The 25,047-nt window shown below is 37.3% G+C and carries 27 protein-coding genes, 1 pseudogene and 2 riboswitches; of the genes and pseudogenes, 18 read left to right on the plus strand and 10 right to left on the minus strand.

Going from position 1 to position 25,047, the window contains the following annotated elements; translation table 11 throughout:
- Positions 1-64: 64 nt before the first annotated feature.
- Positions 65-886 (plus strand): alpha/beta fold hydrolase, encoded by an 822-nt coding sequence (locus M3225_RS11355; RefSeq protein WP_251393344.1) that lies wholly within the window; start codon positions 65-67, stop codon positions 884-886.
- On the opposite strand, the pseudogene M3225_RS11360 reads toward M3225_RS11355, so the two are convergent.
- Positions 872-1,518 (minus strand): annotated as a pseudogene (locus M3225_RS11360) (LysE family transporter). The gene M3225_RS11355 and the pseudogene M3225_RS11360 sit on opposite strands and share 15 nt — an antisense overlap.
- 146 nt (positions 1,519-1,664) lie before the next feature.
- Here M3225_RS11360 and M3225_RS11365 point away from each other — a divergent pair.
- The 5 genes from M3225_RS11365 (at position 1,665) to M3225_RS11385 (ending at position 4,378) form a co-directional block, all read left to right on the plus strand.
- Entirely contained in the window at positions 1,665-2,432 is a 768-nt protein-coding gene (locus M3225_RS11365; RefSeq protein ID WP_251393346.1) for a YqcI/YcgG family protein, read from the plus strand.
- Complete coding sequence (locus tag M3225_RS11370) at positions 2,407-2,715, plus strand: cupin domain-containing protein (protein WP_251393347.1); 309 nt, start codon at positions 2,407-2,409, stop codon at positions 2,713-2,715. The genes M3225_RS11365 and M3225_RS11370 overlap by 26 nt, the downstream gene beginning before the upstream one ends.
- Before the next feature lie 21 nt (positions 2,716-2,736).
- The gene (locus tag M3225_RS11375; RefSeq protein ID WP_251393348.1) at positions 2,737-3,324 is read left to right on the plus strand and encodes a cysteine hydrolase family protein; all 588 of its coding nucleotides are present in this window, start codon (positions 2,737-2,739) and stop codon (positions 3,322-3,324) included.
- A gap of 90 nt (positions 3,325-3,414) precedes the next feature.
- On the plus strand, positions 3,415-3,906 hold the full coding sequence (locus M3225_RS11380) for a GNAT family N-acetyltransferase (RefSeq protein ID WP_251393349.1): 492 nt from the start codon (positions 3,415-3,417) through the stop codon (positions 3,904-3,906).
- Positions 3,907-4,009: 103 nt separating this feature from the next.
- Positions 4,010-4,378: a hypothetical protein gene (locus tag M3225_RS11385; protein ID WP_251393350.1), complete on the plus strand. Its 369-nt coding sequence runs from the start codon at positions 4,010-4,012 to the stop codon at positions 4,376-4,378.
- A gap of 36 nt (positions 4,379-4,414) precedes the next feature.
- Here M3225_RS11385 and M3225_RS11390 read toward each other — a convergent pair whose 3' ends face one another.
- Positions 4,415-5,854: an amino acid permease gene (locus tag M3225_RS11390; protein WP_013057233.1), complete on the minus strand. Its 1,440-nt coding sequence runs from the start codon at positions 5,852-5,854 to the stop codon at positions 4,415-4,417.
- A 102-nt stretch (positions 5,855-5,956) separates the two neighbouring features.
- Positions 5,957-6,141: riboswitch (Lysine riboswitch) on the minus strand.
- Between the two features lie 174 nt (positions 6,142-6,315).
- Positions 6,316-6,416, plus strand: a riboswitch (TPP riboswitch).
- Positions 6,417-6,448: 32 nt separating this feature from the next.
- On the opposite strand from M3225_RS11390, the gene thiT reads away from it, so the two are divergent.
- The 7 genes from thiT (at position 6,449) to M3225_RS11425 (ending at position 14,436) form a co-directional block, all read left to right on the plus strand.
- A complete protein-coding gene (gene thiT, locus M3225_RS11395; protein ID WP_251393351.1) occupies positions 6,449-7,054 on the plus strand; it encodes an energy-coupled thiamine transporter ThiT in 606 nt (201 codons plus the stop codon).
- Positions 7,055-7,210: 156 nt separating this feature from the next.
- Positions 7,211-8,629, plus strand: a complete 1,419-nt coding sequence (locus M3225_RS11400) for an ethanolamine ammonia-lyase reactivating factor EutA (RefSeq protein WP_251393352.1) — start codon at positions 7,211-7,213, stop codon at positions 8,627-8,629.
- 26 nt (positions 8,630-8,655) lie between these two features.
- Entirely contained in the window at positions 8,656-10,026 is a 1,371-nt protein-coding gene (locus M3225_RS11405) for an ethanolamine ammonia-lyase subunit EutB (RefSeq protein WP_251393353.1), read from the plus strand.
- Positions 10,027-10,040: 14 nt separating this feature from the next.
- Positions 10,041-10,754 (plus strand): ethanolamine ammonia-lyase subunit EutC, encoded by a 714-nt coding sequence (gene eutC, locus M3225_RS11410; RefSeq protein WP_251393354.1) that lies wholly within the window; start codon positions 10,041-10,043, stop codon positions 10,752-10,754.
- 21 nt (positions 10,755-10,775) lie between these two features.
- Positions 10,776-12,125: an ethanolamine permease gene (gene eat, locus M3225_RS11415; protein WP_028408364.1), complete on the plus strand. Its 1,350-nt coding sequence runs from the start codon at positions 10,776-10,778 to the stop codon at positions 12,123-12,125.
- Between the two features lie 143 nt (positions 12,126-12,268).
- On the plus strand, positions 12,269-13,198 hold the full coding sequence (locus M3225_RS11420; protein WP_251393355.1) for a TcaA NTF2-like domain-containing protein: 930 nt from the start codon (positions 12,269-12,271) through the stop codon (positions 13,196-13,198).
- 47 nt (positions 13,199-13,245) lie between these two features.
- Positions 13,246-14,436, plus strand: coding sequence for a TcaA NTF2-like domain-containing protein (locus M3225_RS11425; RefSeq protein WP_251393356.1), 1,191 nt, complete (start codon positions 13,246-13,248; stop codon positions 14,434-14,436).
- 152 nt (positions 14,437-14,588) lie between these two features.
- Here M3225_RS11425 and M3225_RS11430 read toward each other — a convergent pair whose 3' ends face one another.
- Together M3225_RS11430 and M3225_RS11435 are read right to left on the minus strand one after the other, a co-directional pair.
- Complete coding sequence (locus tag M3225_RS11430; protein ID WP_374109820.1) at positions 14,589-15,326, minus strand: DUF3231 family protein; 738 nt, start codon at positions 15,324-15,326, stop codon at positions 14,589-14,591.
- A gap of 13 nt (positions 15,327-15,339) precedes the next feature.
- Complete coding sequence (locus tag M3225_RS11435; RefSeq protein ID WP_308215733.1) at positions 15,340-15,516, minus strand: DUF3231 family protein; 177 nt, start codon at positions 15,514-15,516, stop codon at positions 15,340-15,342.
- A gap of 321 nt (positions 15,517-15,837) precedes the next feature.
- Here M3225_RS11435 and M3225_RS11440 point away from each other — a divergent pair, with 321 nt between their 5' ends.
- Together M3225_RS11440 and M3225_RS11445 are read left to right on the plus strand one after the other, a co-directional pair.
- Complete coding sequence (locus tag M3225_RS11440) at positions 15,838-16,920, plus strand: tyrosine-type recombinase/integrase (RefSeq protein ID WP_251393358.1); 1,083 nt, start codon at positions 15,838-15,840, stop codon at positions 16,918-16,920.
- A gap of 142 nt (positions 16,921-17,062) precedes the next feature.
- Entirely contained in the window at positions 17,063-17,497 is a 435-nt protein-coding gene (locus M3225_RS11445; protein ID WP_013083346.1) for a hypothetical protein, read from the plus strand.
- Between the two features lie 36 nt (positions 17,498-17,533).
- Here M3225_RS11445 and M3225_RS11450 read toward each other — a convergent pair whose 3' ends face one another.
- On the minus strand, positions 17,534-17,986 hold the full coding sequence (locus tag M3225_RS11450) for a MarR family winged helix-turn-helix transcriptional regulator (protein WP_251393359.1): 453 nt from the start codon (positions 17,984-17,986) through the stop codon (positions 17,534-17,536).
- Between the two features lie 198 nt (positions 17,987-18,184).
- Between M3225_RS11450 and M3225_RS11455 the strand changes: the two genes are divergently transcribed.
- Both M3225_RS11455 and M3225_RS11460 read left to right on the plus strand, forming a co-directional pair.
- On the plus strand, positions 18,185-18,973 hold the full coding sequence (locus M3225_RS11455; RefSeq protein ID WP_251393360.1) for an HAD family hydrolase: 789 nt from the start codon (positions 18,185-18,187) through the stop codon (positions 18,971-18,973).
- Between the two features lie 204 nt (positions 18,974-19,177).
- Positions 19,178-19,666, plus strand: coding sequence for a hypothetical protein (locus tag M3225_RS11460; protein WP_251393361.1), 489 nt, complete (start codon positions 19,178-19,180; stop codon positions 19,664-19,666).
- 115 nt (positions 19,667-19,781) lie between these two features.
- On the opposite strand, the gene M3225_RS11465 is transcribed toward M3225_RS11460, so the two are convergent.
- The 3 genes from M3225_RS11465 to M3225_RS11475 all read right to left on the minus strand — a co-directional run bounded on the left by M3225_RS11465 (position 19,782) and on the right by M3225_RS11475 (position 23,206).
- Positions 19,782-21,062 (minus strand): Nramp family divalent metal transporter, encoded by a 1,281-nt coding sequence (locus tag M3225_RS11465; RefSeq protein WP_251393362.1) that lies wholly within the window; start codon positions 21,060-21,062, stop codon positions 19,782-19,784.
- Between the two features lie 156 nt (positions 21,063-21,218).
- Complete coding sequence (locus M3225_RS11470; protein WP_251393363.1) at positions 21,219-22,148, minus strand: PD-(D/E)XK nuclease family protein; 930 nt, start codon at positions 22,146-22,148, stop codon at positions 21,219-21,221.
- Positions 22,149-22,699: 551 nt separating this feature from the next.
- On the minus strand, positions 22,700-23,206 hold the full coding sequence (locus M3225_RS11475) for a hypothetical protein (protein WP_251393364.1): 507 nt from the start codon (positions 23,204-23,206) through the stop codon (positions 22,700-22,702).
- A 415-nt stretch (positions 23,207-23,621) separates the two neighbouring features.
- Here M3225_RS11475 and M3225_RS11480 point away from each other — a divergent pair, with 415 nt between their 5' ends.
- Complete coding sequence (locus tag M3225_RS11480; protein WP_251393386.1) at positions 23,622-24,122, plus strand: GNAT family N-acetyltransferase; 501 nt, start codon at positions 23,622-23,624, stop codon at positions 24,120-24,122.
- Positions 24,123-24,156: 34 nt separating this feature from the next.
- Here M3225_RS11480 and uraH read toward each other — a convergent pair whose 3' ends face one another.
- On the minus strand, positions 24,157-24,513 hold the full coding sequence (gene uraH, locus M3225_RS11485; RefSeq protein WP_251393395.1) for a hydroxyisourate hydrolase: 357 nt from the start codon (positions 24,511-24,513) through the stop codon (positions 24,157-24,159).
- Complete coding sequence (gene uraD, locus M3225_RS11490; protein ID WP_251393411.1) at positions 24,510-25,037, minus strand: 2-oxo-4-hydroxy-4-carboxy-5-ureidoimidazoline decarboxylase; 528 nt, start codon at positions 25,035-25,037, stop codon at positions 24,510-24,512. Before uraD ends, uraH begins: the two co-directional genes overlap by 4 nt.
- Between the last annotated feature and the right edge of the window lie 10 nt (positions 25,038-25,047).

The raw sequence follows: 25,047 nt of genomic DNA on the forward strand, positions 1-25,047 counted from the left end.
AAACTTTTGAATGTTCAAATTGTCCTAAACATATATATAAAGGAATATCTAGGAGGTGTTATATATGAGCTATTTTATTCACGTAACTCCTAAAACTAAACTTTTTGTTCAGGATATTGGAAAAGGGGAACCAGTTCTTTTCCTTCACGGGTGGCCTGTTAATGCTAAAATGTACGAATATCAATTTACAACGTTGCCGGCCTACGGTATTCGATGTATCGCTCCTGATCTTCGCGGATTCGGAAAATCGGATGCGCCTTTCACCGGCTATTCTTACAATCAATTAGCGGATGATATTCGCATGTTAGTAGAAAGGGTGGGACTTAAAAATTATACGCTAGTAGGCTTTTCTATGGGGGGAGCCATTGCCATTCGATATATGAGCAGACATTTAGGATATGGCGTGAAGAAGTTAATTTTATTAGGGGCAGCGGCTCCAAGCTTCATCCAAAAAACTGATTTTCCATATGGACTTCCTGCTGCGGAAGTAAATACAATTATTCAAAATACGTATAGAGATCGCCCTAACATGCTTGAAGATTTTGGGGAAAAGTTTTTTAGTCAGCCCATCAGCTCAGCTTTTAGAGGATGGTTTCAAGATTTAGGTTTAGAGGCATCTGGTCATGGAACGATTAAAACTGCGGTGTCTTTACGAGACGAAGACTTACGGGAAGATTTGAGTCAAATTTTCGCTGAGACATATATATTACACGGAAAAAAAGATCAAATTTGTCCATTTGATCTTGCAAAAGTAATGAATCGTCATATTTCATTTTCTACCCTTATTCCATTTGAAAATAGTGGACACGGCCTTTTTTATGATGAACGTGAGAAAGTAAATGATACTCTTATTGAACTCATCGCTAAAAGCTCAGCCTATAAGTAAGGATACACATTTAAAACCGAATTGGCAGCCAAATAGAAAAAGCAAAAGACCGGCAACTAACGTAATGAAGCGAAGAAGCTTAGGCGTGATAAACTTCTTGTAAAATGAATGCTGCTGGCAATATTTAAATTCCAAAGAATGATGCCAAAAATAATAAAGAAGCTGTGAAAAAAGACAGATAGCCACGTTTGACTTTGAAGGCTTTCGCTTAAGCTTGACCCAAATACACCAAACCAAAACACAATATTTAAAGGGTTCGTAAGAGCAATTAAGAAACCTGTAAAAAACGACTTATCTCTTTTAGTAGAGGGTTTATTTACATCAACTGAAAAGGAACGAGAGACAGCTTGTTTCATACTTTGAAAGCCAATAAATGTGAACATGACAAAGCCAGTTGCATACAGGGCAACAGTAACAGCCTGAATCTGAACAAAAGGCGTTAACCCTATTAAAATGAGGAGCATAAATAAAATATCGGCCGTCATGCCTCCTAAACCAACTAGCCAAGAAGCCCAAAATCCTTTTGTCAAACCTCTTTTAATCATCTCTATATTAATTGGACCTACCGGTGCTGTGAGACTAATACCCAAAATTATTTGTTTTATAGCGATCAAAAACCACTCCACAAACATAGCCTCCTTTCTAACTTGTCCAATAGTAACTTATATATAGAGAGATTAGAGTTTTATAATTTAGAAGCGGCATTTAGTTAAAAATGCTCATAAACTTTCTTTTCTTTAATACACATGTAACGTTGAGTTCCATAAGGAGGGTTTTAATGGCATCAAAAATGCTTTTTCGAGCCAATGAGATTTTAGAGTCAACGCATGTCCCGTTTTGGGGAAAAGATGCTTTTCAATATTTCCAAAGCGATATATTATCAGTAGAAACTCCATTTCCCTGTATATTAGGGGTAGAAGGCTTTAAAAAAGATTTACTGCGTTTTTCATTTGTGACTACTCCTTATAACTATCAAGATATTAGGCATGCAGCATCGGCACTTAGAGAATACATAGATACGTTTAAGGCCATAGGTCGCTATACATCCTTTGTGTTATTCTTTAAGCCTGAACATAAAGAACGCTCAATGGAAGAATATGAAACGATGTTTTGGGATACGCTGACGTTTCTTCATCAAATTGATCAAAAGAAATGGCCGCAAGACATTCCAAAAGACCCAAAAGATGCATTATGGGAATTTTGCTTTCACGGAGAACCTATTTTTGTTGTCTGTAATACGCCTGCTCATTCTTTACGTAAAAGCCGTAAGAGCAGAGGATTTATGATTACATTTCAGCCTCGGTGGGTGTTTGAAGGTATGACAGGAGATTCAAAAATAGGGCAGCACGTACAAAAGGTCGTCCGCGATCGGTTAAAAACATATGATGACGTATCAGCTCACCCTGAATTAGGATGGTATGGGCAGCAGGGAAATCGAGAGTGGAAGCAATATTTTTTACACGATGATAATAACTATACTACCGGACAGTGTCCGTTTAAATTAAAAAGGAGTGAGCAGCATGGACGTAAAAAAAGCCTCTATTAAAAAAGGAGTTGGCGGAAAGTTTGAAGAAGTAATTAAAGAGCTGCTCCCGGCGTATACTGGATACGTTGAAGTACAGCACGATATTGCTTTTCAAACCCATCCGTCTCATACGCATCCAACTGATGAAATTCTTCATATACTTGAAGGGTCTATTTACTTTACAGTTGAACGTGATACGGTTCTATGTCACGCAGGAGATCGGATACATTTACCGAAACAAACCGTTCATTCTTCAAAAGCCGGTCCTGATGGATGCACATACGTTATTTCCATTTTAAAATAAAGATGAAAGAAGATGATGCTTATGCTACGTTCCCGACCAGTGTTACTACTTATCGATGTACAAGAAGGGTTTTATTCACCCCAGTGGGGGAAAAGAAACAATTTAGATGCAGAAAAACATATGATGACGCTACTGCAAGCATGGAGGCGCCAAGATTACCCTGTCATTCACGTGCAGCATGCATCAGAAAATCCTGATTCTCCTTTACATCCAAGTTCAAAGGGATTTCAGTTCAAAGAAGGATTTGGCCCACAAGAAGACGAATACTTAATTCGCAAACACGTGAACAGCTGCTTCATTGGAACAGAGCTAGATAGTTATTTAAAAGCAAATGGCTATGATACGCTCATCTTAATAGGACTAACTACTAATCACTGCGTCTCTACGACTGCCCGCATGGCTGGAAATCTAGGGTATAGGACGTATGTTGTGAACGATGCAACAGCTTGCTTTGATTGTATATCCTACGATGGAAAAACAAGGCTGCATGCAGAAGATGTACATACATTCGCATTGTCTTCTTTGCACAAAGAGTTTGCAACAGTCGTTTCTACAAAAGAGACCCTTCAAGTCCTTCAAACTTTTCAATATGCTCAAAACAATAGCTGATGTGCATGCGCACATCGGTTTTTTATGTAGATTATGTTTCTTAAAAGAAGTAAAATAAAGATAATTCTATACTATAAGGAGTTTGTACATATGATTATTCGTTATGCTAAAGAAGAAGATTTACCTATGCTTGTTGAAATTTATAATCAGTCCGTTCAAACAAGTGCTGCTACTTTTGACTTAACGCCTGTAACAGTAGAACAAAGAAGAGGTTGGTTTAATAACCATATTAGCGATGAACTATTTCCACTTATTGTTGCGGAAATAGATGGGGTAGTAGCAGGCTATGCTTCGCTTTCATCGTATCGAGATAAAGAAGCGTACATTCAAACGGTAGAGTTATCGATTTATATTGATAAAAATCAACAAGGGCATGGCATTGGAAAACAGCTTATGAAACGCATTTTGGAATTGGCTAAAGAACTTAACCATCATGTTGTCATTTCAGGGATTACAAAAGGGAATGATATCAGTATCAAAATGCATGAACAATTTAATTTTACGTTTTGCGGAGAATTTAAAGAAGTAGGCTGGAAATTTAATCAGTGGCAAGATGTTCTTTTTTATCAGCTTATTTTATAAGATGTATGACACCTTTACACATTGCAACGTTTCAGTTTCATGTGTAAAGGTTATTAAAATAATAAGTCATTTTATTATTTTAATACGAAAGGTGTTAGCTATCATGAATACACATTTTCAATATCAACATCTAAAAGTTGTCCCGAAAAGGTGGTCTGAAAAAGAACTGCACATTCAACTGAATAGAATCAAACACAATTCTGAACTATCTACTATAGCAGCAGATCCGCTTTTTCATCTGTTAGAATGTACCCATTCAGGCCTTCAAACCAAACAAGAAATTATAGATTACATCCAAACCATTCCTAATCATCAACTTCCATCTTTTGTAACCCATTTAAGCAGGTTAATTCAGCGTATTTACTATATAGAAGCTGCCGATTACTCTAATCGTCCCCTCAAAGGTTATATGCTAGTTATGAAAAACCAACCCGCCTATATATCTCTTCATTTTGCTGATCAACTCAAATAAAAAAAGCTCTCTATTCAAAAGAATAGAGAGCTTTTTTTATTCGTACTTTTTCACTGTTACTTGGCATTCTTTTAAAGGGATAAGTTTCGACTTTTTCGTCCATTTATATCCTAACCAAACAATTAAGAATAAAGGAAGTCCGATATAAGAAACAAGTACACCGTACCAGTCAATCGAGTCACCCATAAACGCCGAATAGTTTTGGCCTAAAATAACAACGGCACATAAAATAAATGCAAAGATAGGGCCAAATGGGAAAAGTTTCGCATGATATGGAAGTTCACTTAAATCATGACCTTGAGCAACAAATGCTCTTCTAAAACGATAGTGGCTAATCGCAATTCCTAACCAAGCAATAAAACCAGACATACCAGAAGCGTTAAGTAACCATGTGTATACCGCTCCGTCTCCAAAAAATGAAGCACCAAATGCAAGTGTACCGACAAGTGCCGTTGCGATTAAAGCATTAACCGGAACGCCTCGTTTATTAACTTTTGCTAAGAACCTTGGTGCTTTTCCATCTTTCGCTAAGTTCCACAGCATACGCGTAGAAGCATACATACCTGAGTTACCAGCAGATAAAACGGCTGTTAAAATAACGGCATTGATAGCTGATGCTGCAAACGCCAGACCTGCTCGTTCGAATATTAGAGTAAACGGACTTACTCGCACGTCATCACTTGCTAATGAATCAGCTGTGTATGGAATAAGCATTCCGATAACAAAAATAGCTAAAATATAAAATAACAAGATGCGCCAGAAGACTTGTTTAACTGCGCGAGGAACCGTTTTTTCCGGATCTTCACTTTCTCCCGCTGCGACTCCAAGCAGCTCTGTTCCTTGGAATGAAAAACCAGCAGCCATAAAAATACCTAGTACAGTAAAGAATCCACCGTGAATGGGTCCATCACCAAGTGTGAAGTTTTTAAAACCTGGTGCTTCATTGTTAAAGATACCAAAAATCATCATAATACCAATAACTAAAAAGATGATAACCGTTACTACTTTAATTAAAGAAAACCAAAATTCAGATTCACCAAATCCCTTTACAGAAAGGTAGTTAAGCCCAAACATAATTAATAAAAAGAGGGCGCTCCATAAAATAGAAGAAGAGTTCGGGAACCAAAATTTCATAATAAGGGCTCCAGCGGATAATTCAGCTGCAATCGTAATAGCCCAGTTATACCAGTAGTTCCAGCCGAGAGCGAAACCAAAGGATGGATCTACAAACCGAGACGCATACGTACTAAACGAACCAGCTTCAGGCATATAAGCTGCGAGCTCCGCCAGGCTGGTCATCAAAAAGTAAACCATTACGCCAATGATAGCGTAAGCTAAAAGTGCTCCCCCAGGTCCTGCTGTGTGAATTGCTCCACCACTTGCTAGGAATAAGCCGGTTCCAATGGCTCCTCCTAATGAAATCATCGTTAAGTGGCGAGATTTCAACCCACGTTTTAATTCTTGCTGCTCTTGCATAGATAAATACTCCTTTCGAATGTACGGAAAGAGACGGAATAACATAAAAAAAGCCCGCAGTATATGTGCGCGCTTTTTAATCTGAAAACCGCGTCAACCTTCCGTGAAGATAGCTCTTCACATCACTCGCATGATGTGACAGTTCTGTTCCTGTTCGGAGACAGTCCCAGCTTAAATCAACCGAGAAGTGATCTAAACTTCGGCAATTTTTCCTTTCAAGCAACATCATCAATGTTCTCTGCATTTCCGTTACTTTACTATTAAAAACTGCGACCTCTACCTCATCGATTAGGATGAGGGTTTTTTATATTCAATTGACATAAAAGAAGTATATCAAATACTAAAACGATTGTCATTATAAAAAATAGATTCAGAAAATAGAAACATCTTTGAAATCTATCGAATCTATTTTGTAACGTATGGTATAATAAATATTGTTCTTATACTACATAAATATCCGAACGTACCACAGGGGGAGCCGCCGTGCTGAGAGTGAACAAATTGTTCAGACCCTTAGAACCTGTTAGTTAACGCTAGCGTAGGAATGTGGGAATAGTAGCATATATTTGCTTACTCCTGTGTAAACCGTTTGATATGAATGATTCAAAAACAGGGGTGAGAAACGTGAATAAAGCATTACCTTTACAAGCTAAAATTGAAATAGCTATTTTTGCAGCATTGGCACTTCTACTTGATCTTTTGCCTTCCCTTAAAATTGCAACGGCTGTGAGTATTTCGTTCTCCATGGTGCCCATTTTTATTATGTGCTTTCGCTGGGGAGTAAAAGGCGGGGCTCTATCTGGTCTATTATGGGGGCTTTTGCAGTTGGCAACAGGAACGGCTTACATTTTAACGGCGCTGCAAACATTTATTGAATATATTGTTGCTTTTGCTTTTATAGGTTTTGGAGGTATTTTTTCACAATCTATTAAAACAAATTTAGCTAACAATAACAGATCAAAAGCTTTTGTTTTAATTGTTTTATCCCTTATTATCGGCAGCTTCGCACGTTATTTCTGGCACTTTATTGCTGGTATTATTTTCTGGGGATCATATGCACCAAAGGGCATGTCCGCTCTGTGGTATTCTTTTTCAATGAACGGTATTTCAATGGTAGGATCACTAATAGCCTGCTTAATCATTCTTTCACTGTTGATTCCATCCGCATCAAGAATGATTGTAACTAAATCGCACTCATAATAAAAAAGACTAAATCTACCAAGATTTAGTCTTTTTTGTCATTTGTCACCTTTGTTTACACAAAAGTGTGTCAGGTTTGATAACATAGTTAGTGAAATATTCAAAAAACTGTTTTATGATAATCACCATATTCAAACGAGATAAGGGATTGATAGTATGCTACAGAAATGGATAACGAGCATAGGTTTAGATATTGGAACAAGCACAACCAAACTGATTGTAAGCAAGCTGTTAATAGCAAATGAACAAAATCAGTTTACGCTGCCAGGCTGTCAAATTATTGATCGTCGCGTAACGTATGCAAGTTCCATCTATACCACACCTATGGTAGACGACGTTGAAATCGATGTTCAAAGATTAACAGTACTACTAGAAAAAGAGTACAAAAAAGCAGGAATCTCCTTAGATCAAGTGGAGGCGGGTGCTGTCATCATCACAGGAGAAACTGCTCGGAAGCAAAATGCAGAAAGTATTGTTCACTATCTAGCCGAACATGCTGGGAATTTTGTTGTTGCAACAGCTGGTGCCGACTTGGAAGGGATATTAGCAGCAAAAGGATCAGGAGCAATCGAACGTTCTGCTGAAACAAATCAAGTAATTGCCAATATTGATGTAGGAGGAGGCACTGCTAACATCGCTTTATGTCAAAACGGAAAAGTGATAGAAACGTTTACACTGCATGTAGGTGGAAGGTTAATTCGTCTGAATTCAGAAGGTTTTGTAACCTACGTCTCGCCTTATTTAACTGAATTTTTAAAAAATAATTCCTTGATGCTACGAGAAGGCGAAAAAGCCACATTTGAACAGCTTTCATCTATCTGTCAATTACTAGCTGAAGAAACCTTGAATTATGTAAGAGCACTTAAAGAAACCTCTTCGCTGCTCGTTTCCCCTCATACAAGATTTTCTATCCAGCCAGAAACAATCATGGTTTCAGGAGGAGTAGGAGCAATGATGAAGAAACAAAAGCCAAAAACAGTGAAGGAAGTGGCCGTACACGGAGATATCGGTCCGTTGCTAGCGTATCATATTCAATCAATATACGTATCTCAAGCCGCTGAAACAACGCGCGCTACTGTAATTGGGGCCGGCATGCAAAATACAGAAGTTAGCGGATCAACCATATACATTGGGTCTAAACGGCTGCCGCTGAAAAATATTCCGATTATGGAGATACCCGTTCAGCAAGAAAAGGAGTGGAATCCGCAGCTGTTTCAAAAAAGAGCTCGAACGGCATGTATGCATGCTTCAACTATTTTCAGCGCAGAAGACCCTCCCGCTGCTATTGCTTTGTCTCATTTTCCATACTGCAGCTATAAGATGCTTCAAGAATTAGCAAAAATAATAAGTGCTGAATTTATTACTTGTTTTAAAGGAGCTAAATGCCTCGTTGTTCTATGCGAGCAAGATATTGCAAAAGCTTTAGGACAAGCACTGGCTAAACAGAAGAAAGAGTTAGAAATTATCTGTTTAGATCAAATTGATTTTACACATGGAGATTATATCGACCTAGGGTTACCAGTAGCGGGAGAAGCGATCTCTGTTTCTGTTAAAACACTCGCTTTTTCGTCATAATCAACTACATATACAAGGAGGAAACGATGTTTAAAACTACACGATTATTAGGAGAAACATTTTCATTTTATAGCTTAAAAGAAATCATGGCCAAAGCAAATGAAGAACGTTCTGGAGATCAGCTAGCAGGAGTTAGTGCTGAGTCAATGAAAGAACGAATGGCAGCCAAACAAGTCCTAGCGAATATCACGCTCGCTGATATTCGAAATTACCCGCTACTCAGCGCAGATGAAGACAACGTCTCGGCGTTAATCGAAAGTCAGATTGATTCATCGGTTTACGATATTATTAAAAATTGGACAGTAGGGGATTTGAGAGAATACATTTTATCCGATCAACATAGCGGAGAAGATATTCTTGCACTTAGCAAAGGATTAAGCAGCGAAATGATTGCGGCGGCTACTAAAATTATGTCCAATTTAGATTTAATTCAAGGAGCTGCCAAAATAGAAGTCCAAACCACTTGTCAAACGACTATCGGCCAAAAAGGAGTATTGGCTTCAAGAGCTCAGCCTAATCACCCTTCAGATAACTTAAAAGGAATGAGAGCATCCTTATATGAAGCATTAAGCTATGGAATTGGCGATGCGGTTATCGGAATTAACCCAGTTATTGACACAACGGATAATATCTACGCACTTTTAAATGAAACAAAAAATATAATCAATGAATGGTCAATCCCTACTCAAAACTGTGTATTATCACATGTAACGAGTCAGATGAGAGCAATTGAAAAAGGAGCATCCGCTGACTTGATTTTTCAAAGTTTGGCAGGCACAGAAGCCGGTAATGACTCATTTGGAATTTCATTGTCTATGCTCGATGAAGCTACAGCGTTAATTCATGAAAAAGGTACAGCAAAAGGTCCAAATCGCTGGTATTTTGAAACAGGACAAGGTTCTGAATTGTCAGCAGAAGCTCACTATAATATTGATCAAGTAACACTTGAAGCTAGATGCTACGGCTTATCTCGTCACTACAAGCCTTTCTTAGTTAACACAGTTGTCGGATTTATCGGACCTGAATATTTATATAACAGCAAACAAGTCCTACGAGCTGGGTTAGAAGATCATTTTATGGGCAAAATGCACGGCCTGCCTATGGGAGTAGACGTATGTTACACCAACCATATGGATGCTGATCAAAATGATATGGATAATTTAAGTATGCTTCTAGGAACAGCTGGAGTGAACTTTGTAATAGGAGTGCCCATGGCTGATGACTGCATGTTAAACTACCAGTCCCTTAGTTATCATGATATCGCAACGGTACGTCATGTGTTAGAACGTACCCCAACTCCTTTATTTCAAAGGTGGCTTGAAGATCAGGGTATTATGGAAAACGGACGCTTTACATCTAGAGCTGGAGACCCAACTATTTTTATGAATTTGATTTAAGGAAGGTGCTTACTATGATACCAAAGTCAAATCGCAATCCGCTTGAAACACTTAAACAATTTACCCCTGCCCGCATTGGTGTCGGCCGTACAGGAACAAGGCCGCTAACCAAAGATGTTTTATCTTTTCGTACGGATCATGCCGCAGCCGTAGACTCTGTATACGGAGCAGTTTCACAAGATATTTTATCTGAGTTTAACCTTTTCTCCGTGAATACACGCGTGGAGTCGAAAGAACATTACTTAAAACGACCGGATCAAGGAAGATTATTAGCAGATAACGCTAAGAAAGAGATTTTTAAAAACTGCGTTCAGCAGCCTGATGTACAAGTAGTGGTATCAGATGGACTGAGCGCCAAGGCAATCGAAGAAAACATAAGCGACGTGTATCCTGCTTTAATTGATTCACTGCAGTCATATGGGCTTCGTGTCGGGACTTCTTTTTTTGTAAAAGGAGGACGAGTTGCATGTATGGATGAAATTGGCGAGATCATAAAGCCAAAAGCACTTGTGTTATTGATTGGAGAGCGACCTGGACTTGTCAGTGCCGAATCAATGAGTGCTTACATGTGCTATGAACCTAGCAAAGGCAAAAAAGAGTCTGATCGTATGGTTATTTCTAATATTCATAGAAGAGGAACGCCTCCGATTGAGGCAGCCGCACATATCGGTACCATGATTGACAAAATGATCAAGCAGCAAACAAGCGGTGTACATCTTATTGTCTAAACATCAAAAGGAGGAGAAGATATGGCGTTACAAAAACAATTAAAACCTATTCATTTATGGGCTATTTCAGTCGGGATGGTTATTTCAGGACAATATTTTGGGTGGAATTACGGGTTTGAACAAGGCGGGATTATTGGACTTGCAATCGCAACCTTGATTGTAACCGTGTTTTATACGACGTTTATGTTCAGCTATGCAGAGCTTTCAACATCTATCCCACAAGCCGGCGGACCTTCAGCTTATGCAAGAAGGGCACTTGGACCTTTCGGCGGATATATCGCAGGAATCGCATGCTTGCTTGAATTTATTTTTGCTCCTCCTGCTATTGCGGTATCAACAGGAGCATATCTACACTTTCTTATTCCAGCTGTTAATCCTGTATATGCAACGGTAGGCGCCTTTATTTTCTTTGTTTTACTAAATTTAATCGGGGTAAAAGAAGTAGCAGTGATTGAGCTTACAGCTACCATTGTTGCACTAATTGGTTTATCTATTTTTTATGTAGCTGGTTTACCTCATGTACAAACATCGAATATTTTTAATGATCACTCATTTATTAACGGTCCAACAGGGGTACTAGCAGCTATTCCATTCGCTGTTTGGTTTTATCTAGCAATAGAAGGCGGAGCTATGGCGGCGGAAGAAGTGGAAAACCCTAAGAAAAATATCCCTAAAGGGTTTATTGGAGCGATTATTACTCTGGCAACCGCAACGTTATTTACGCTATTTGTAACAGCAGGACTTGGCGGAGGAAGCGGAAAGCTAGCCGATTATCCACTTCCACAGGCGCTGTCTTCTGTATACGGAAATGGTATTTCAACGGTTGTTGCTATTATTGGATTATTCGGATTGATTGCTAGTTTAAATGGAATCATCATGGGGTTTTCAAGACAAACCTATGCGCTCGCACGAGATGGTTACTTCCCTAAATTTCTTGCTAAAACTAATAAAAAAGGAGTTCCTGTCGGCGGCCTGTTGATTCCGGGAGCAATCGGTGTGATTTGCGCAGGATCTGCAACGTTTGCGAATGCACTTATTATCTTATCGGTATTCGGAGCGATGATGATGTACTGTATCAGTTTAGTTTCTCTCTTTATTTTACGCAAAAAAGAACCTAACCTATCTCGACCTTTTAAAGTGAATTACCCGGTAGTGCCAAGCATTGCCTTAGTATTAGGGATTCTGTGCTTATACAGCATCATAAAATACAGTGTTCTTACGACAAATTTAATGTTGTTTGGTGTTTCTCTACCTTTAATTTATGTGATTCTTGGAATTTTCCTTCTTTCAATTATTTACTATGTCTTTTATGGTTCTAGACAGCTTAAAAAAGAAGCAGCCAATTCATATCAAGAAGCATCTATTAAATAAGAAGAAAAACGGCTCGCTGTAAAGGCAAGCCGTTTTTCTTGTGAAATTAAAGGGTTGAGCGTTTTTTTGTAGAATGATATACTAGGTCTGTTTGTTGGAAGAATATACATACATTTATATTAGATAAAGAAGGGGCAATTATGATGAACAAACGTAATACAATCATTATCACGGTTGTTTCATCTATTCTGTTATCAGCCTGTCAGCAAGAAGAAACAATAAAAGACGGAAATACAATGATAGTAGAAAAAGATGCAAAAAAAGTACTAAATGAACCAAAAACACAGGTAGAAAGCATTCAATCAATTGATTTGAATAAAGAAGCAATGAACGGGAAATTTATTACAGCCTGGATGACTGATTACTTTTCAGCGTTCGGAAAAGCAATTGATGACAACTCTTTTAATGATATAAAAGCTTTTTTGAAAGCGGACAGTTCTTTTTATAAAGAGCAGAACCTTCTTGTTGAAAATTTCACACGACAAGGCATTGAGCAGAAGAAGCAAACGTTTCATATTGTCAATTGGTATGAAGAGCCTAACCATGTGTTCAAAATACAAACCCACGAGGAAAGCTTATTAAAGCAGCCAGGTAAAGATCCTTATAGCAAAGTTTGCGACCGCCTTTATACAGCCGTTTACCAAAACGATACGTTAAAGTTATCGAGTGTAGAGCCGTTCGACTTTTCATCTAACCCAAATCCAAGCACTGAAACTCCCACTACACAAACAACAGATTTACACGACTACGATGGAAAATGGACTACTGGCAATGATAACGGATCTCCTATCATTCAATTTCTTGCTACATCCAACTCGGAAGCGACGATTAAAATAAATTCGTACCAGCCACCTAGCAAAATCCGCGTGTCAATCGTTGAACAAAAAAATATTCGCTTTAAAAATAACCAAGCAGCCATTAAATATGAAAATGATGGACAAGGAAATAAAGGAACAATTGTCATTACGCTAAAAGAAAATTCCATTTCGTTACTTGCTAAAACAGACCAAAATAAAAAGGCGAAGTGGGGAATTCCAAGCGGTGATTACGTGCTTGATACGTTTGAGAATTAAAGATCATTTTAAAAACATACTAAATTCGGCATTGAGGAGGACACCTTATGCATAAAAAATGGACGATTGCATTCGTTCTACTGCTACTAATGGTTTTGACGGCCTGTGAAGAAAAAGAAACAGTTAAGTTATCCAAACCAACCGAACCTTCCTCAGATGAAGTGATCCCAAAAGATCAAGCTAAGTCATCTCTTCAGCCTGACCTTGTATCAGAAAAAAAAGCAGAAAAAACTGCGGTTGAGACGATGAACAAAATTTCAAGTACCTACAAAGAGTTAGGCGAAGAGTATGAATGGGAAAATGAATCTAACCCAGCTGATTATGAAACGCTAAAAAAAGCGCTAACGCCATACGCGACATCGTCTTTGATTGCAACAAAGTTAAAGAGTATCTCTACTAACTATTACTGCAAAGAATGTAATATGAGCTTTTTTCCTGATGTAACTCACCTTATTCGCTTTGAACTTATTAACAACCATGGTGGGCAATTTTCCGTGTCGGCCATTGAGCCAATTAGTAAAGAAGGAAGCGGTGGACTGACCATCTACATGAATTTCAAATACGTAAATAAGCAATGGAAGTTAAATGAATGGGATGAAGTCACCTATCATCAAAAATACCTCAACATTACGGCCGATGAATATATCGAATACGTGAAGTCAATTAATCCTTCTAGTGATATTTCATACCAAGGCGAAACCACCCGTACAAATGAAAAAGGGGAAAAGGAAGAAATCTTGGTTTTTAAAGAGAACAATGAAAAATATGCCATTAGCAAAAACAGTTCTCAGCGAATCGACGATTTTAAAGAAGATGAAAAAGAAAAAGAAGAGAAGGAAGAAAAAGATTTTAATTTAAAAAATATCCAAAAAGTTGATCAAGAAACAGCAGATATTTTTATCGAACATTATTTGCGAGATTTAACAAAGTCCATTAACACGAATAAATTTGAACACGTACAGCCTTATATCCAGCGGGATAGTGTTTTATGGAATGATCAAAAGCAGCTTGTGAAAATGCTGTATGAAAGAGACATTCGAGAAGAACTCGTTGATTATTCGGTATTAGACGTTGAATCCGTGAATGAAGAAGAAAGTGAAGCGGTCTATACAATCCGAACAAAAGAAGTCATTTCAATTACAACGAACGGTCAAAGTCAAGAAAAAGAGTATTATCGAACCTATACCGTTTCCTACAACAATAAACAGCTGCACCTGACTAAAATTGAATCAATTTAAAAAACATCACGCTCTGCGTGATGTTTTTTATTTACAGATAGTATAAAAGAGGTTCGCAGGCTATTAAGATAATTCTTTCCGATCATCTGCTCTTGGCAGTTTTTCTATCCATCCTTTTTTGATCATTATTCGTCCAAAAGAAGAGATGGTTTTTAAATCCCTAAAATAAAAATAGAAGCATTACAATGTGCGGCTACATCTATTCTCATACTAGTTATTATAGCCGCAGCATAATACGTAGTAGCTAAATGAAACAAAAATCCTGCATGAAACACCATTAGTTTATCAGAAAAAGGTGCTACGTCAGAATTTGTAATTTCAGCATCCAACAAGCGTGGAGACTGCAGATTTTCTTCTTGAAGTAATGAAGAAAAAATGTTTATATTCTTACTGGATGTATGCAAACACTCATCCATAAAGCTATGGATATCTTTATCTTTAGTTACCTGTTTAAAGCCATTTACAAGCGCTTTAGCTGCAATACTCTTTTTTAAGTTAAAATAAATATTTCCAGCTTCCATTGAGTTCAGCTGTCTTTTGTCTCCGAATAGATCCATAACGTATCCCCATTCTATAATCGATTGACCTCTTTCTGTTGTAGAAAAGTAGGGAGATCGTTGATAAATACCTTTCGATATAAGAATTTCAATAGATTTATTATAAAGATCCATCGCATCAATATTGCATTGATAATAATGGTCATGTATATCTTTGCGTGCTGAAACACTAAAAGATATACTATATCCGGCTAATCCGTGCATAGTCATTTCGTGTATATATACTAACCAAAAGGTGTCCGTAAACAAAGGGGGAGCATCTAGATTTACATCTTTATCAGTAAAGCCAATCGGCAAATCTAACTTTTCAGCTTTAAAAATATTTGTAAGCACATTTAAATGCTTTTCAGCTAGTCCTAAAGTAAATTCGAAAAGAGAGTAAACCTCTGGATCCTTTAACCTTTGCCAACACATATTTGCTAATACAAACGGACATGGTGTCTTGAATGTATTGTGCCCATAAACTTGTAATTTCTGAGGACGTCAATCTAATTTTCTGATTATCCAAAGTCGGTACCTCCAATTATTACCTAAATTTCTAATAGTGTTCTCAAAACATTACTGTTTAACACAGAGTAAAACGCTTTAGTCAACTAACGCAAGATAACTCTTCCTTATCAAGCGTTTATATGATAAAGTAAAGTAACAAGCAGAAAATAGGGATATTTTTACATATAATGGATATTTATATTGGGAATATTGAAAAAAGGCGTTTCAAATTGAGTTTTAAAAGGTTTTTCGAAACTTTTAATGGTATTTATCGGGAATTAAGAAAAGTTCATTATATTTAATTTTGGTTCGTTTAAAAGGTATATCTTTGTTTTCGATAATAAGGAGGGAAAAAATGGAAGAATTTGAATTGTCGCCTGCGAAAAATTCATTTCGACAGCTAAAAGAGCAATGGGAAGAGGCAGAGTTGCTAGATGAAGATAATAACTTGAATTTAAAGCACGTTTCAGATGAAGAATTTATTCAGCTCTTTTTTTTGATGCGTATTGTAAAAAAATCACTTTCTCCTCATACGATACGATCTTACAATCAAGACATGAAAACGATCTTGTCTTTTTTCTATGAACGAGAGATTACATTAAAATCGATTGGATTTATGGAAGTCAAATTATTTAATGAAGAAATGATGAATCAATATGCAAATCGTACTGCCGCAAGAAAACTAGAATTTTTTAGAAGAATGCTAGAGTTTGGACACGCTACTCATTTTTATCCTTCGCTGTATACCACGTGGATTGAAAAACCATCTATTGCAAAAGGACATTATAGCGACAAGGAAAAACAAAATCGTACCGAGTACCGAGAGCTAACCGACCGCGAAGCACAGGTGATTGTAAATGCGTTAGAATCTGTCGTGCGCATTCGCCAGCATGAAAAGGAATTCAAAGCACGAAATCGATTAATGGGAATGCTTTTGTATATGAGTGGAATGCGTTCAAGTGAACTGCTTGGTTTAAATTGGGGAAGTTTTCGCGAAGACCGACGCGGAAATCTTGTTGTAGATGTGATTGGTAAAGGAAAAAAAGAACGAACTATTCCCATGTTTGACGATGTGAAAGAAACGCTTTTCGCTTACCGGCAAGCGTTAAATGAAACCCCCGAACTAAGTCCTTTTGATACCGAACCGCTTTTTTACTCCATTAAAGAGTACTATCGTACGGGCGAAAAGAAGCGATTGTCCTATACAACTTTGTATCGAACGATTAAATCAGCTGTTTATAAAGTAAAAGGAAACGCATCTATTTCTCCTCATTGGTTTCGTCATACTTTTATTACAAACAGTCTAGCTAATGACGTTCCGCTTGCGGTTGTGAAGCAAGTAGTAGGGCATTCTTCCATTGCTACAACGAACGTTTATCTTGAAAAACTTCAAGAGGATACGGTATACGACGCGTTTCGGAAATCCGGCTATCGCTAATTACTTATAATATTTTTATGTAAACTAAAAACACATATATTTTCATTTATACTGCTTATGCATATGAAATAAGTTGTATAAATGAATAAGTTACTTTTCCTACAATATAATGGTAGAAAGTCGGTAAAGGAGGGAGCTACTTATGACGGCTAAACATCCGCTTCACTACCATTTCGGAGAAGTAACGGAGCTTTTTCATTACATATACGAAGTTTGCGAAACAGCAGGTATTTATATTGACTGGAGCGGAACAGCCCAAACCGTTCAACTATACCGAAGCAAAGAGTCTTTTTTATCGGGAGAACGCTACATCGGAGCGATTCAGTATGAGGGAAGCAATCAGTTTCAAAAAAGATGGCCTTCTACTGTCAGTTTAAGATTTCGACGTGCGAACTTATCGTTTATTTTAAAATATTGTTTAGAACAAATTGAAGACTACCGCAAAGACACGAACAAAGAACCCTTCATTAATCCAAATGCAGAATCCATCGCTTTTAAATTCACCTCTTTAACAGATGAAACCAAACAAGTGATTTCAAAAATTAAAGAAGTACTGTGCATTGCCAACTACGTGTAAAACCCCGCAGAATGTTAGCTGTGGGGTTTTGGGTATTTAACGTATGTCTTCTGAGTCTTGAAGTAGTTGTTCAGCGCGGTATTCAAGTTTTTGTAAAGTGTCGGTATAAATCTTTACCTGCTGCTCGTTTAATTCGGACGTTAATTCGAAAAATAATTGTTCTACAGCAGGCACCACTTCTGTTTTTAAGTCCAAGCCATCTTCAGTTATTTGAATAAAAAACGAGCGGCGATCTTCTGGATTTCTGATACGCTGAATCCAATTTTGTTTTTCTAGTAAATCTAAAATTTTAGTCAGCGTCGCTTGATCTTTATCTGCTCGCTCAGCTAATTGTTTCTGCGTACTATATTCAGCTTCTGATACGCGTTTTAAAACGGTCCACTGTTCTGGCGTAATCCCAAAAGGGCGCAAGCGTGCGGCAACTGCTCTGCTTAAGCGCTTACTTGTACGAACTGTGGGAATGCCGAATATTTCTTCTAACGATTCCATATAAAACCTCCTGCATACATACATGCTGTGATTATATCAGCTGTTTTTATTTCTGTAAATTTGTTTGTAAAGGTGACACTTTATAAAAATAAATTTACAGAATAAATTGCAAATACACTAGACTTATTGTGTGTATCCTTGTAATCTAGTGTAAGAATAGTTAAACTTTTTCAAAAACAGTAGGGGGTACACACATCCATGATTAAAGCAGTATTTTTCGACTTAGATGACACGCTACTTTGGGATCAAAAAAGCGTAAAAGAAGCATTCGTTGCAACATGTACATATGCAAGTGAGAAATATAACCTAAAACCTGAAGAACTAGAAGAAGCAGTGCGTAAAGAAGCAAGAGAATTATATACTTCGTATGAAACCTATGAATTTACGCAAATGATTGGCATTAATCCATTTGAAGGGTTATGGGGAAATTTTTTAGACGATCACGATGAATTCCGCAAAATGAAAGATATTGTTCCTACTTATCGCAAAGAAGCATGGACTCGGGGCCTTCGTGCACTAGGAATTCATGATGATGCCTTTGGAGCGGAACTAGCCGAGCGTTTTCCGTTAGAGCGCCGAAAAACACCTTTTGTATACGAAGAAACGTTTGAGGTGCTTGATCAATTAAAAGGAAAGTACAAGCTGTTACTGTTAACAAACGGTTCACCTGACTTACAAAATACCAAATTAGACATTACATCAGAACTAGTTCCATATTTTGATGAGATTGTGATTTCAGGTGCATTTGGTCGCGGTAAGCCTGATCCATCTATTTTCGACCATGCTTTATCACTTATGGATCTAAAGAAAGATGAAGCAATTATGGTTGGAGATAATTTAATGACAGATATATTGGGTTCTTCTCGCATTGGGATGAAATCTGTATGGATTAATCGTCATGATAAAGAGCGAAATGAAGTCATTCCTACTTATGAAATTACCCATTTAAGTGAATTGCATTCGATTTTAGATGAACTAAATTCATAATACTAACAAACAAAAAAGAGACGGAAATCGTCTCTTTTTTGTTATAAAAATAAGCACAGCAGTCTCTGAGGGCCCTACATCCGTTCTCAACCCGGCTGACTTCAGTCATATTTTCTTCTTTCTTCACAGTGTACCAATCTTATCCTTGATTCCTATATAAATACCATGTAGCATAGAATGTAGACTAGTCATTGGAGGAACAACATGAAGAAAATAGTTACTAGCAGCCTTATAAACATGCATTTAAATAGAAAACTATCAGCGGCTATTATAGCTGCCTTTCTTTTCGCTTTGCTTTTTTGTTTTATACCAGGTATAAAAGAGGCAATTCCCAATTTTTCTGTTGAACAAAACAGTCCGCATTTCATCGATTTATTTCCTTTATACCTCTTATTCTTTACACCCTTCTTTTTAATAATGGGGACGTTAGGTACGGTTATTGTTGATTTATTAGTCAGTGCTTTTGTAAAAGAACGTAGTAAAAAAATTGATTTTATCATGTCATTCATATTCCACGCCATTTTTGGGTTTTTAATGTTTGAATTCGGAATGATGGGAGTCATTCTTATTTTTATTGTTGACCGTATTCTTTCAATCCGTAAAGAAAGCTACTCTTATTTATATCCATTGGGGTACTTAGTGCTATCGGCTATTATTGGAACTCTCGTCTATTTCATTTTTGCTATCATTTAATAAAAGAATAATAAAAAAGAGACCTCAAAAAGTTAGATACATCCTAACAATTGAGGTCTCTTTTTTTGCTTTTTTCTTCTTAAAAAAACACTATTTGGGTAAGTTGTTTAGTTTGCTATGCTATCGTTTGATAAATCAAAAAGATATTTAAACAAATGACTAGTGCAGCTATTACCCAAGCTACAGTAGTTGTTGCTTTATGATTAACCAACCCGCCCATGATTTTTTTATTACTTGTGAACATGATAAGAGGTACAAGCGCAAATGCAATTCCGAACGATAAAATAACTTGACTGACAATTAGTGCGCTTGTTGGATTTACGCCAAGTCCGATAATCAAAAGCGGCGGAATAATTGTAATGAAACGGCGAAGGTATAAAGGAATTCTGCGTTTAATAAACCCTTGCATGATGACGTCTCCAGACATCGTTCCGACCGAAGAGCTTGAAAGTCCTGAAGATAATAATCCAACCCCGAACGCAATAGCTGCAAAAGGACCAATTAAATGTTCAAATTGTGTAAAAGCCACGTCCAAATCTTGAACGTTTAGTCCGTTTTTAAAGAATAGAGCGGCTGCTACAATCAGCATGCTTGCATTGATTGCACCAGCAATAATCATGGCAATAACAATATCAATAAATTCAAAGCGAAAAATCGCTTTTTTCTCCGCTTCTGTAGAGCCTACCACACGGCGCTGCGTAAGAGCCGAGTGCAAATAAATCGCGTGTGGCATAACTGTAGCCCCTAAAATTCCAGAAGCTAATAACACGCTGTCTGTTCCATGAAACTGAGGGACAAATAAGCCGTGGACAACACTTGCGCCGTCTGGATGCGCAAGAAACATCTGAGTCCCAAAAGCTAACACCACAATAAAAACCATCGCCGCAATAGCCGCTTCTAGCAGTCGAACACCTCGTCTTTGTAATTCTAAAATAGCAAAGGAACCTACCGCTGCGATAAGTGCAGCTGGGAACAAAGGAATATGAAATAATAAATAAATTCCAAGAGCAGCTCCAATAAATTCCGCTAAATCCGTCGCCATAATGACCAATTCCCCTTGTATCCAAAGCCCAATAGAAACGAACGACGGGAAGTGTTCTTGTGCTATCTCAGGTAAATTCAAGCCAGTTGCAATACCTAATTTAGCCGATAACGATTGAATTAAGACAGCCATTAAGTTAGAAATTAACACAACCCAAAGCAGCATGTATCCATATTGAGATCCCGCTGCAATGTTAGTAGCAAAATTCCCTGGGTCAATATAGGCAACCGCTGCGATAAAAGCAGGCCCTAAAAAGGGCAATAATCGCTTGAGTCCTTTTGTTTTACCCGACAATACATCTTGAGCACTTAGCTGCATAGCTGATAATGCTTTACTGCCGTTTTGATCTTTCATGTCTAGTGCTCCTTTCTTTGATGAACAATAAATAGCCCAAGCTAATTTTTTTATATAAAGTATAAAATGTTTCCTTAATGCAAATTATATGCTAGCAAAGGTTCTTTTGACAATAAAAAAGTTTGATAAAGAATAGAGACGATTTCCACGTGGTTTTTATCCGGTTTGGCATAATTCTTTAAATGCACAGCCGTGACAGGAAGCGGGCGTATCTGCTTGAGGGAAATGCTCAAGCGGAAGAGGCTGATTTACCTCTGAGTGTTCCAAAAAAGTTTTCATATAATCAATGCTTGTATCAATTTTCCAAAGAATCGCTTCAATTTCGTGAAGGGTAAGCTGATACGTACGCGAGCTGCCTGAAAGCAAGTATTCGTTTCGGACTTTTATCCGATCCACAGAAATATTATATTCAGCTAGCACGTAGAGGGCGTATATCGCCAGTTGAAACAAATCATCTTTTGTTTGTTTACTTGTTTTCCAATCAACAATCGTAAATTCTTCTGTGGTTGGATTTTTAAAAAGAGAATGAAAAGGCGCATATACTTTATGATCATACACATTTATGGAACGAAACGACTGATGAGACTCTACTTCCAAAAAAGGTGAAGATAACATGTCGCAAAACGATTTACTTTGTAAAAAGTGATGTACACAAATGTGTACCCGTTTTTGCATGTCTTTAAGATCTTTTTTAGAAATATAGCCATTTTCGTAGAATTCTAAAAGCATCTTATACTGAGCAGGCTTATGATACCAAAGCTCTCCATAGTCAGTAGAATCACGCAGTGCGTTATTTAGTAGTTGCTGCACTTTCTCGACTAAGTTCTGTTCATTCGGGACAAGCTGTGTAGATGTATAGTCAGAAATGGCCTCTGTAATAACTTGACGCACGGCTTGTCCCGCATACATAGACAGAGTAGAAACCTTTTTTAAACGATAAGCTCTCTGAGACTGTGCAGAAGCGCTGTCAAGCCATCCATTGTGTGAGACATAATAATGATATGCATACTTTCGTTTACACTGTGTGATCATTTTGTGCCTAGAGTATGACCATGAAAATTCAGGGAAATCAGTGATTTGAAACAAGCTATTCACATCCTTTTTTCAAAAACTGCGCATAGGTTGGTCTATTAGTGTATTCGTACAGCGGTTAAAATAGACTAAAAATGTGGAGAGTGAATAGCTACGCATGCATATTATTTTGTGGATTCTCTGGAAATATGTATAGATAGAAAAAACTATTTAAAAACTGATTGCTTTTTTCTGCTGCTAGTGTTATATTAATAAAGCGATGAGCTAATTTGTGTAAGTCGAAGGACATGCTTTCGAGCTAAACGTGTGAATGTGGTCACACGGTCCCCGCCACAAACGCATCAAAGACGTCCTGCGTGGACGTCTTTTTCATTTTATAAAAAAAGAGAGCATATTGCTCTCTTTTTTTTGTGGGATTACTTTCTGAAAAAGTTAGGGACTTTTAGCCTTTTGCTACCCTTGCTGGTCAAAGAAGCATTTTTTTGAATACTTCACTACATTTTCAATACTTCTTTTTCATCGTTTTTTATTCCATACATCGTTTCCTGCCTGCAACGGGAGCTTTCTTATCCAATTTTCCCAACCAAACTTAAACATATAAAAACTTACTGTATTTGTACATTTGCCGCATATTGCATTGTTCCTCTTGTAGAGTTAATCACAATATCTACAACGTATAAACCTTGATTTTTAGGAACTTTAAATTCATTATTTTTGACAAACAGCTTGGTTTTTCCACCGTTACTTTTCCATATATGCACACTCATATCACGAATATAAGCGCCGTCTAAGTTGGAAAAATGGAGCTTAACCAATTGTTGCTGCTTCAATGGGATGCTTTTTTGCTGCGATATGTATGTATATAAATCATATACATTTATTTCTTTTTTTGTTGTTGAACAGCCGTTTGACCAGTTAATAGAACCTTTGTGAAGGTGATAGTTATGTTGATTGACCGTCAGCTCAGCTTCAGGTTTATTTTGATCGTATTCTTCTTCTAGAAAGAGAGCGCTGTTCTTAAGTAAAAATAAGAAGAAAACGATAACAACTCCTAGACCGCTTAAGACATCGCTTAAGACATATACACCACATTTTGTGGATTGTACTTTCATAATAAATTCCTTTCACAGACCAATAATTAAGGAGAATATGCACATAAAATTTCCACTTTTTCTATTCTAAACGATTACAAGTAAAATTACATTTATTGCTTTCTTTCTTCATAAAAAACAGGATAATAGTCATGTGTTTTCTATAAAATGTCTCCTTAGATCCAATTTAAACCCATGGAAAAGGAAGACAAATGGAAATTAAAAGAGGGAATCTAAAAAATTTACAGAAGTTGATAAGTGATTTAAAATTATACAGAGGAAAAAAGCATTTCAAAAAAGGGAGATTAGTAGGTTTTTTGTTCTACTTCCGTTTCTTAAAAAGTCGTATTTTTCGTAAGAAACTGTAAAGCCATATTTTATAAAGGTGAACCAATACATATATAAACAAAAGGGACACAGAAAAAGGGGGATCAGCATGCAAATTAGAGAACTAGAATTACATGATGCTGCAAACTTTGTAGATTTACTTAAACAGATTGAAGAAGAAAGTAAGTTTATGCTGTTTGAAAGCGGAGAGCGAAAACTGAGCACAGATCAGCAGGAGAAAAACATCGAAATCTTTAAGCAACAGCCAAACTCTACTATTATTGTAGCGGAAGAAAACGAGATGCTTGTGGGATATATAGCTGCAACAGGAGGTGAAGCTAACCGAAACGCTCACATCGCTGCTCTGATATTAGGTATTCGAAAAACGTTTCAAAATCAAGGGATTGGTACGTCTCTATTCGCTGCTCTTGAAGAATGGGCAAGAGAACACCATATTCACCGTCTTGAGCTCACAGTTGCTGTACAGCATGAGAAGGCTCTTTCTTTATATGATAAAGTAGGTTTTGAAATTGAAGGAACGAAAAAACATTCACTTCGAATTGGCGGTTTGTTCATTGATGAGTACTATATGTCTAAATTGCTGAACTAAAAAAGAAACGACGTTTAAAGACGCCGTTTCTTTTTTAACTTCCTCTGTAAATTTGGTATCCCCACGGTGACACAAGCAAAGGGACGTGATAATGTTCTTGTTCAGAAGACAATCCGACTCGAACAGAAACTTGATTTAAAAAGGGCGGATTTGTTGTTTGAACTTCTTGTTTTTTATAATACTCCCCAATATGAAACAGAAGTTCATACTCTCCCGACTCAAACGCTTCAGAAGAGAAGAGAGGGTTTGCTAACCTCCCGTCTTCATTTGTAGTACCATGCGAAATCTTTATTCGTTTACTTTCTGACTGGATATGATAGAAATCAACTGTGACAAAAGCAGCCGGACATCCGTGAGTAAGGTCTAAAATATGCGTTGTAATTTTAGTCATGCTTGTTTCTCTGTCTCCTTATCTTCAATAATTTTATCGGTTAAACGAAAGAAAGCAATTTTATATACTTCTTCTAACGCTGTATCAAACTCCGTTTGTTCGGTATTTAGTAACCGGCTTTGCATTGCCTCGTAGATATCTTCTTTTTGTTTACCTCGTACTGCCAAAATAAAAGGGAAAGGAAACTTTTCCATATACGTTTGATTAAGAGAAGAAACCTGTTCATACTCATCTCGTGTTAAATTTTGTAATCCTGCTTTGGTTTGTTCTTCAGTAGAAGCAGATGTCATAGCGATATTTGCACCTAGATTTGGATGAGCCTGCAACAACTTAAGCTGTTTTTCTACAGATGCTTGCGCTACAATTTCTTTCATCATTCCATGAAGTTGTTCAACGGAGGAGAAAGGGCGCTTAGAATAAGCCTCTTCTGCAACCCAAGGTGAATGTTCAAATATACCACCAACTAATGAGACAAAATGCTGCTTGCTAAGCTGATTTACATACTGTATAGATACATTGTTCATACTAAACCAC

This window comes from Priestia aryabhattai (genome assembly GCF_023715685.1).
Classification (GTDB): Bacteria; Bacillota; Bacilli; order Bacillales; family Bacillaceae_H; genus Priestia; species Priestia aryabhattai_B.

Excerpts from the sequence above, each read along its gene's own strand:
- M3225_RS11355 (WP_251393344.1), top strand. The coding sequence starts at position 65 with ATGAGCTATTTTATTCACGTAACTCCTAAAACTAAACTTTTTGTTCAG.
- M3225_RS11365 (WP_251393346.1), top strand. The coding sequence starts at position 1,665 with ATGGCATCAAAAATGCTTTTTCGAGCCAATGAGATTTTAGAGTCAACG.
- M3225_RS11370 (WP_251393347.1), top strand. The coding sequence starts at position 2,407 with ATGGACGTAAAAAAAGCCTCTATTAAAAAAGGAGTTGGCGGAAAGTTT.
- M3225_RS11375 (WP_251393348.1), top strand. The coding sequence starts at position 2,737 with ATGCTACGTTCCCGACCAGTGTTACTACTTATCGATGTACAAGAAGGG.
- M3225_RS11380 (WP_251393349.1), top strand. The coding sequence starts at position 3,415 with ATGATTATTCGTTATGCTAAAGAAGAAGATTTACCTATGCTTGTTGAA.
- M3225_RS11385 (WP_251393350.1), top strand. The coding sequence starts at position 4,010 with ATGAATACACATTTTCAATATCAACATCTAAAAGTTGTCCCGAAAAGG.
- M3225_RS11390 (WP_013057233.1), bottom strand. The coding sequence starts at position 5,854 with ATGCAAGAGCAGCAAGAATTAAAACGTGGGTTGAAATCTCGCCACTTA.
- thiT (WP_251393351.1), top strand. The coding sequence starts at position 6,449 with ATGAATGATTCAAAAACAGGGGTGAGAAACGTGAATAAAGCATTACCT.
- M3225_RS11400 (WP_251393352.1), top strand. The coding sequence starts at position 7,211 with ATGCTACAGAAATGGATAACGAGCATAGGTTTAGATATTGGAACAAGC.
- M3225_RS11405 (WP_251393353.1), top strand. The coding sequence starts at position 8,656 with ATGTTTAAAACTACACGATTATTAGGAGAAACATTTTCATTTTATAGC.
- eutC (WP_251393354.1), top strand. The coding sequence starts at position 10,041 with ATGATACCAAAGTCAAATCGCAATCCGCTTGAAACACTTAAACAATTT.
- eat (WP_028408364.1), top strand. The coding sequence starts at position 10,776 with ATGGCGTTACAAAAACAATTAAAACCTATTCATTTATGGGCTATTTCA.
- M3225_RS11420 (WP_251393355.1), top strand. The coding sequence starts at position 12,269 with ATGAACAAACGTAATACAATCATTATCACGGTTGTTTCATCTATTCTG.
- M3225_RS11425 (WP_251393356.1), top strand. The coding sequence starts at position 13,246 with ATGCATAAAAAATGGACGATTGCATTCGTTCTACTGCTACTAATGGTT.
- M3225_RS11440 (WP_251393358.1), top strand. The coding sequence starts at position 15,838 with ATGGAAGAATTTGAATTGTCGCCTGCGAAAAATTCATTTCGACAGCTA.
- M3225_RS11445 (WP_013083346.1), top strand. The coding sequence starts at position 17,063 with ATGACGGCTAAACATCCGCTTCACTACCATTTCGGAGAAGTAACGGAG.
- M3225_RS11450 (WP_251393359.1), bottom strand. The coding sequence starts at position 17,986 with ATGGAATCGTTAGAAGAAATATTCGGCATTCCCACAGTTCGTACAAGT.
- M3225_RS11455 (WP_251393360.1), top strand. The coding sequence starts at position 18,185 with ATGATTAAAGCAGTATTTTTCGACTTAGATGACACGCTACTTTGGGAT.
- M3225_RS11460 (WP_251393361.1), top strand. The coding sequence starts at position 19,178 with ATGAAGAAAATAGTTACTAGCAGCCTTATAAACATGCATTTAAATAGA.
- M3225_RS11465 (WP_251393362.1), bottom strand. The coding sequence starts at position 21,062 with ATGAAAGATCAAAACGGCAGTAAAGCATTATCAGCTATGCAGCTAAGT.
- M3225_RS11475 (WP_251393364.1), bottom strand. The coding sequence starts at position 23,206 with ATGAAAGTACAATCCACAAAATGTGGTGTATATGTCTTAAGCGATGTC.
- M3225_RS11480 (WP_251393386.1), top strand. The coding sequence starts at position 23,622 with ATGCAAATTAGAGAACTAGAATTACATGATGCTGCAAACTTTGTAGAT.
- uraH (WP_251393395.1), bottom strand. The coding sequence starts at position 24,513 with ATGACTAAAATTACAACGCATATTTTAGACCTTACTCACGGATGTCCG.
- uraD (WP_251393411.1), bottom strand. The coding sequence starts at position 25,037 with ATGAACAATGTATCTATACAGTATGTAAATCAGCTTAGCAAGCAGCAT.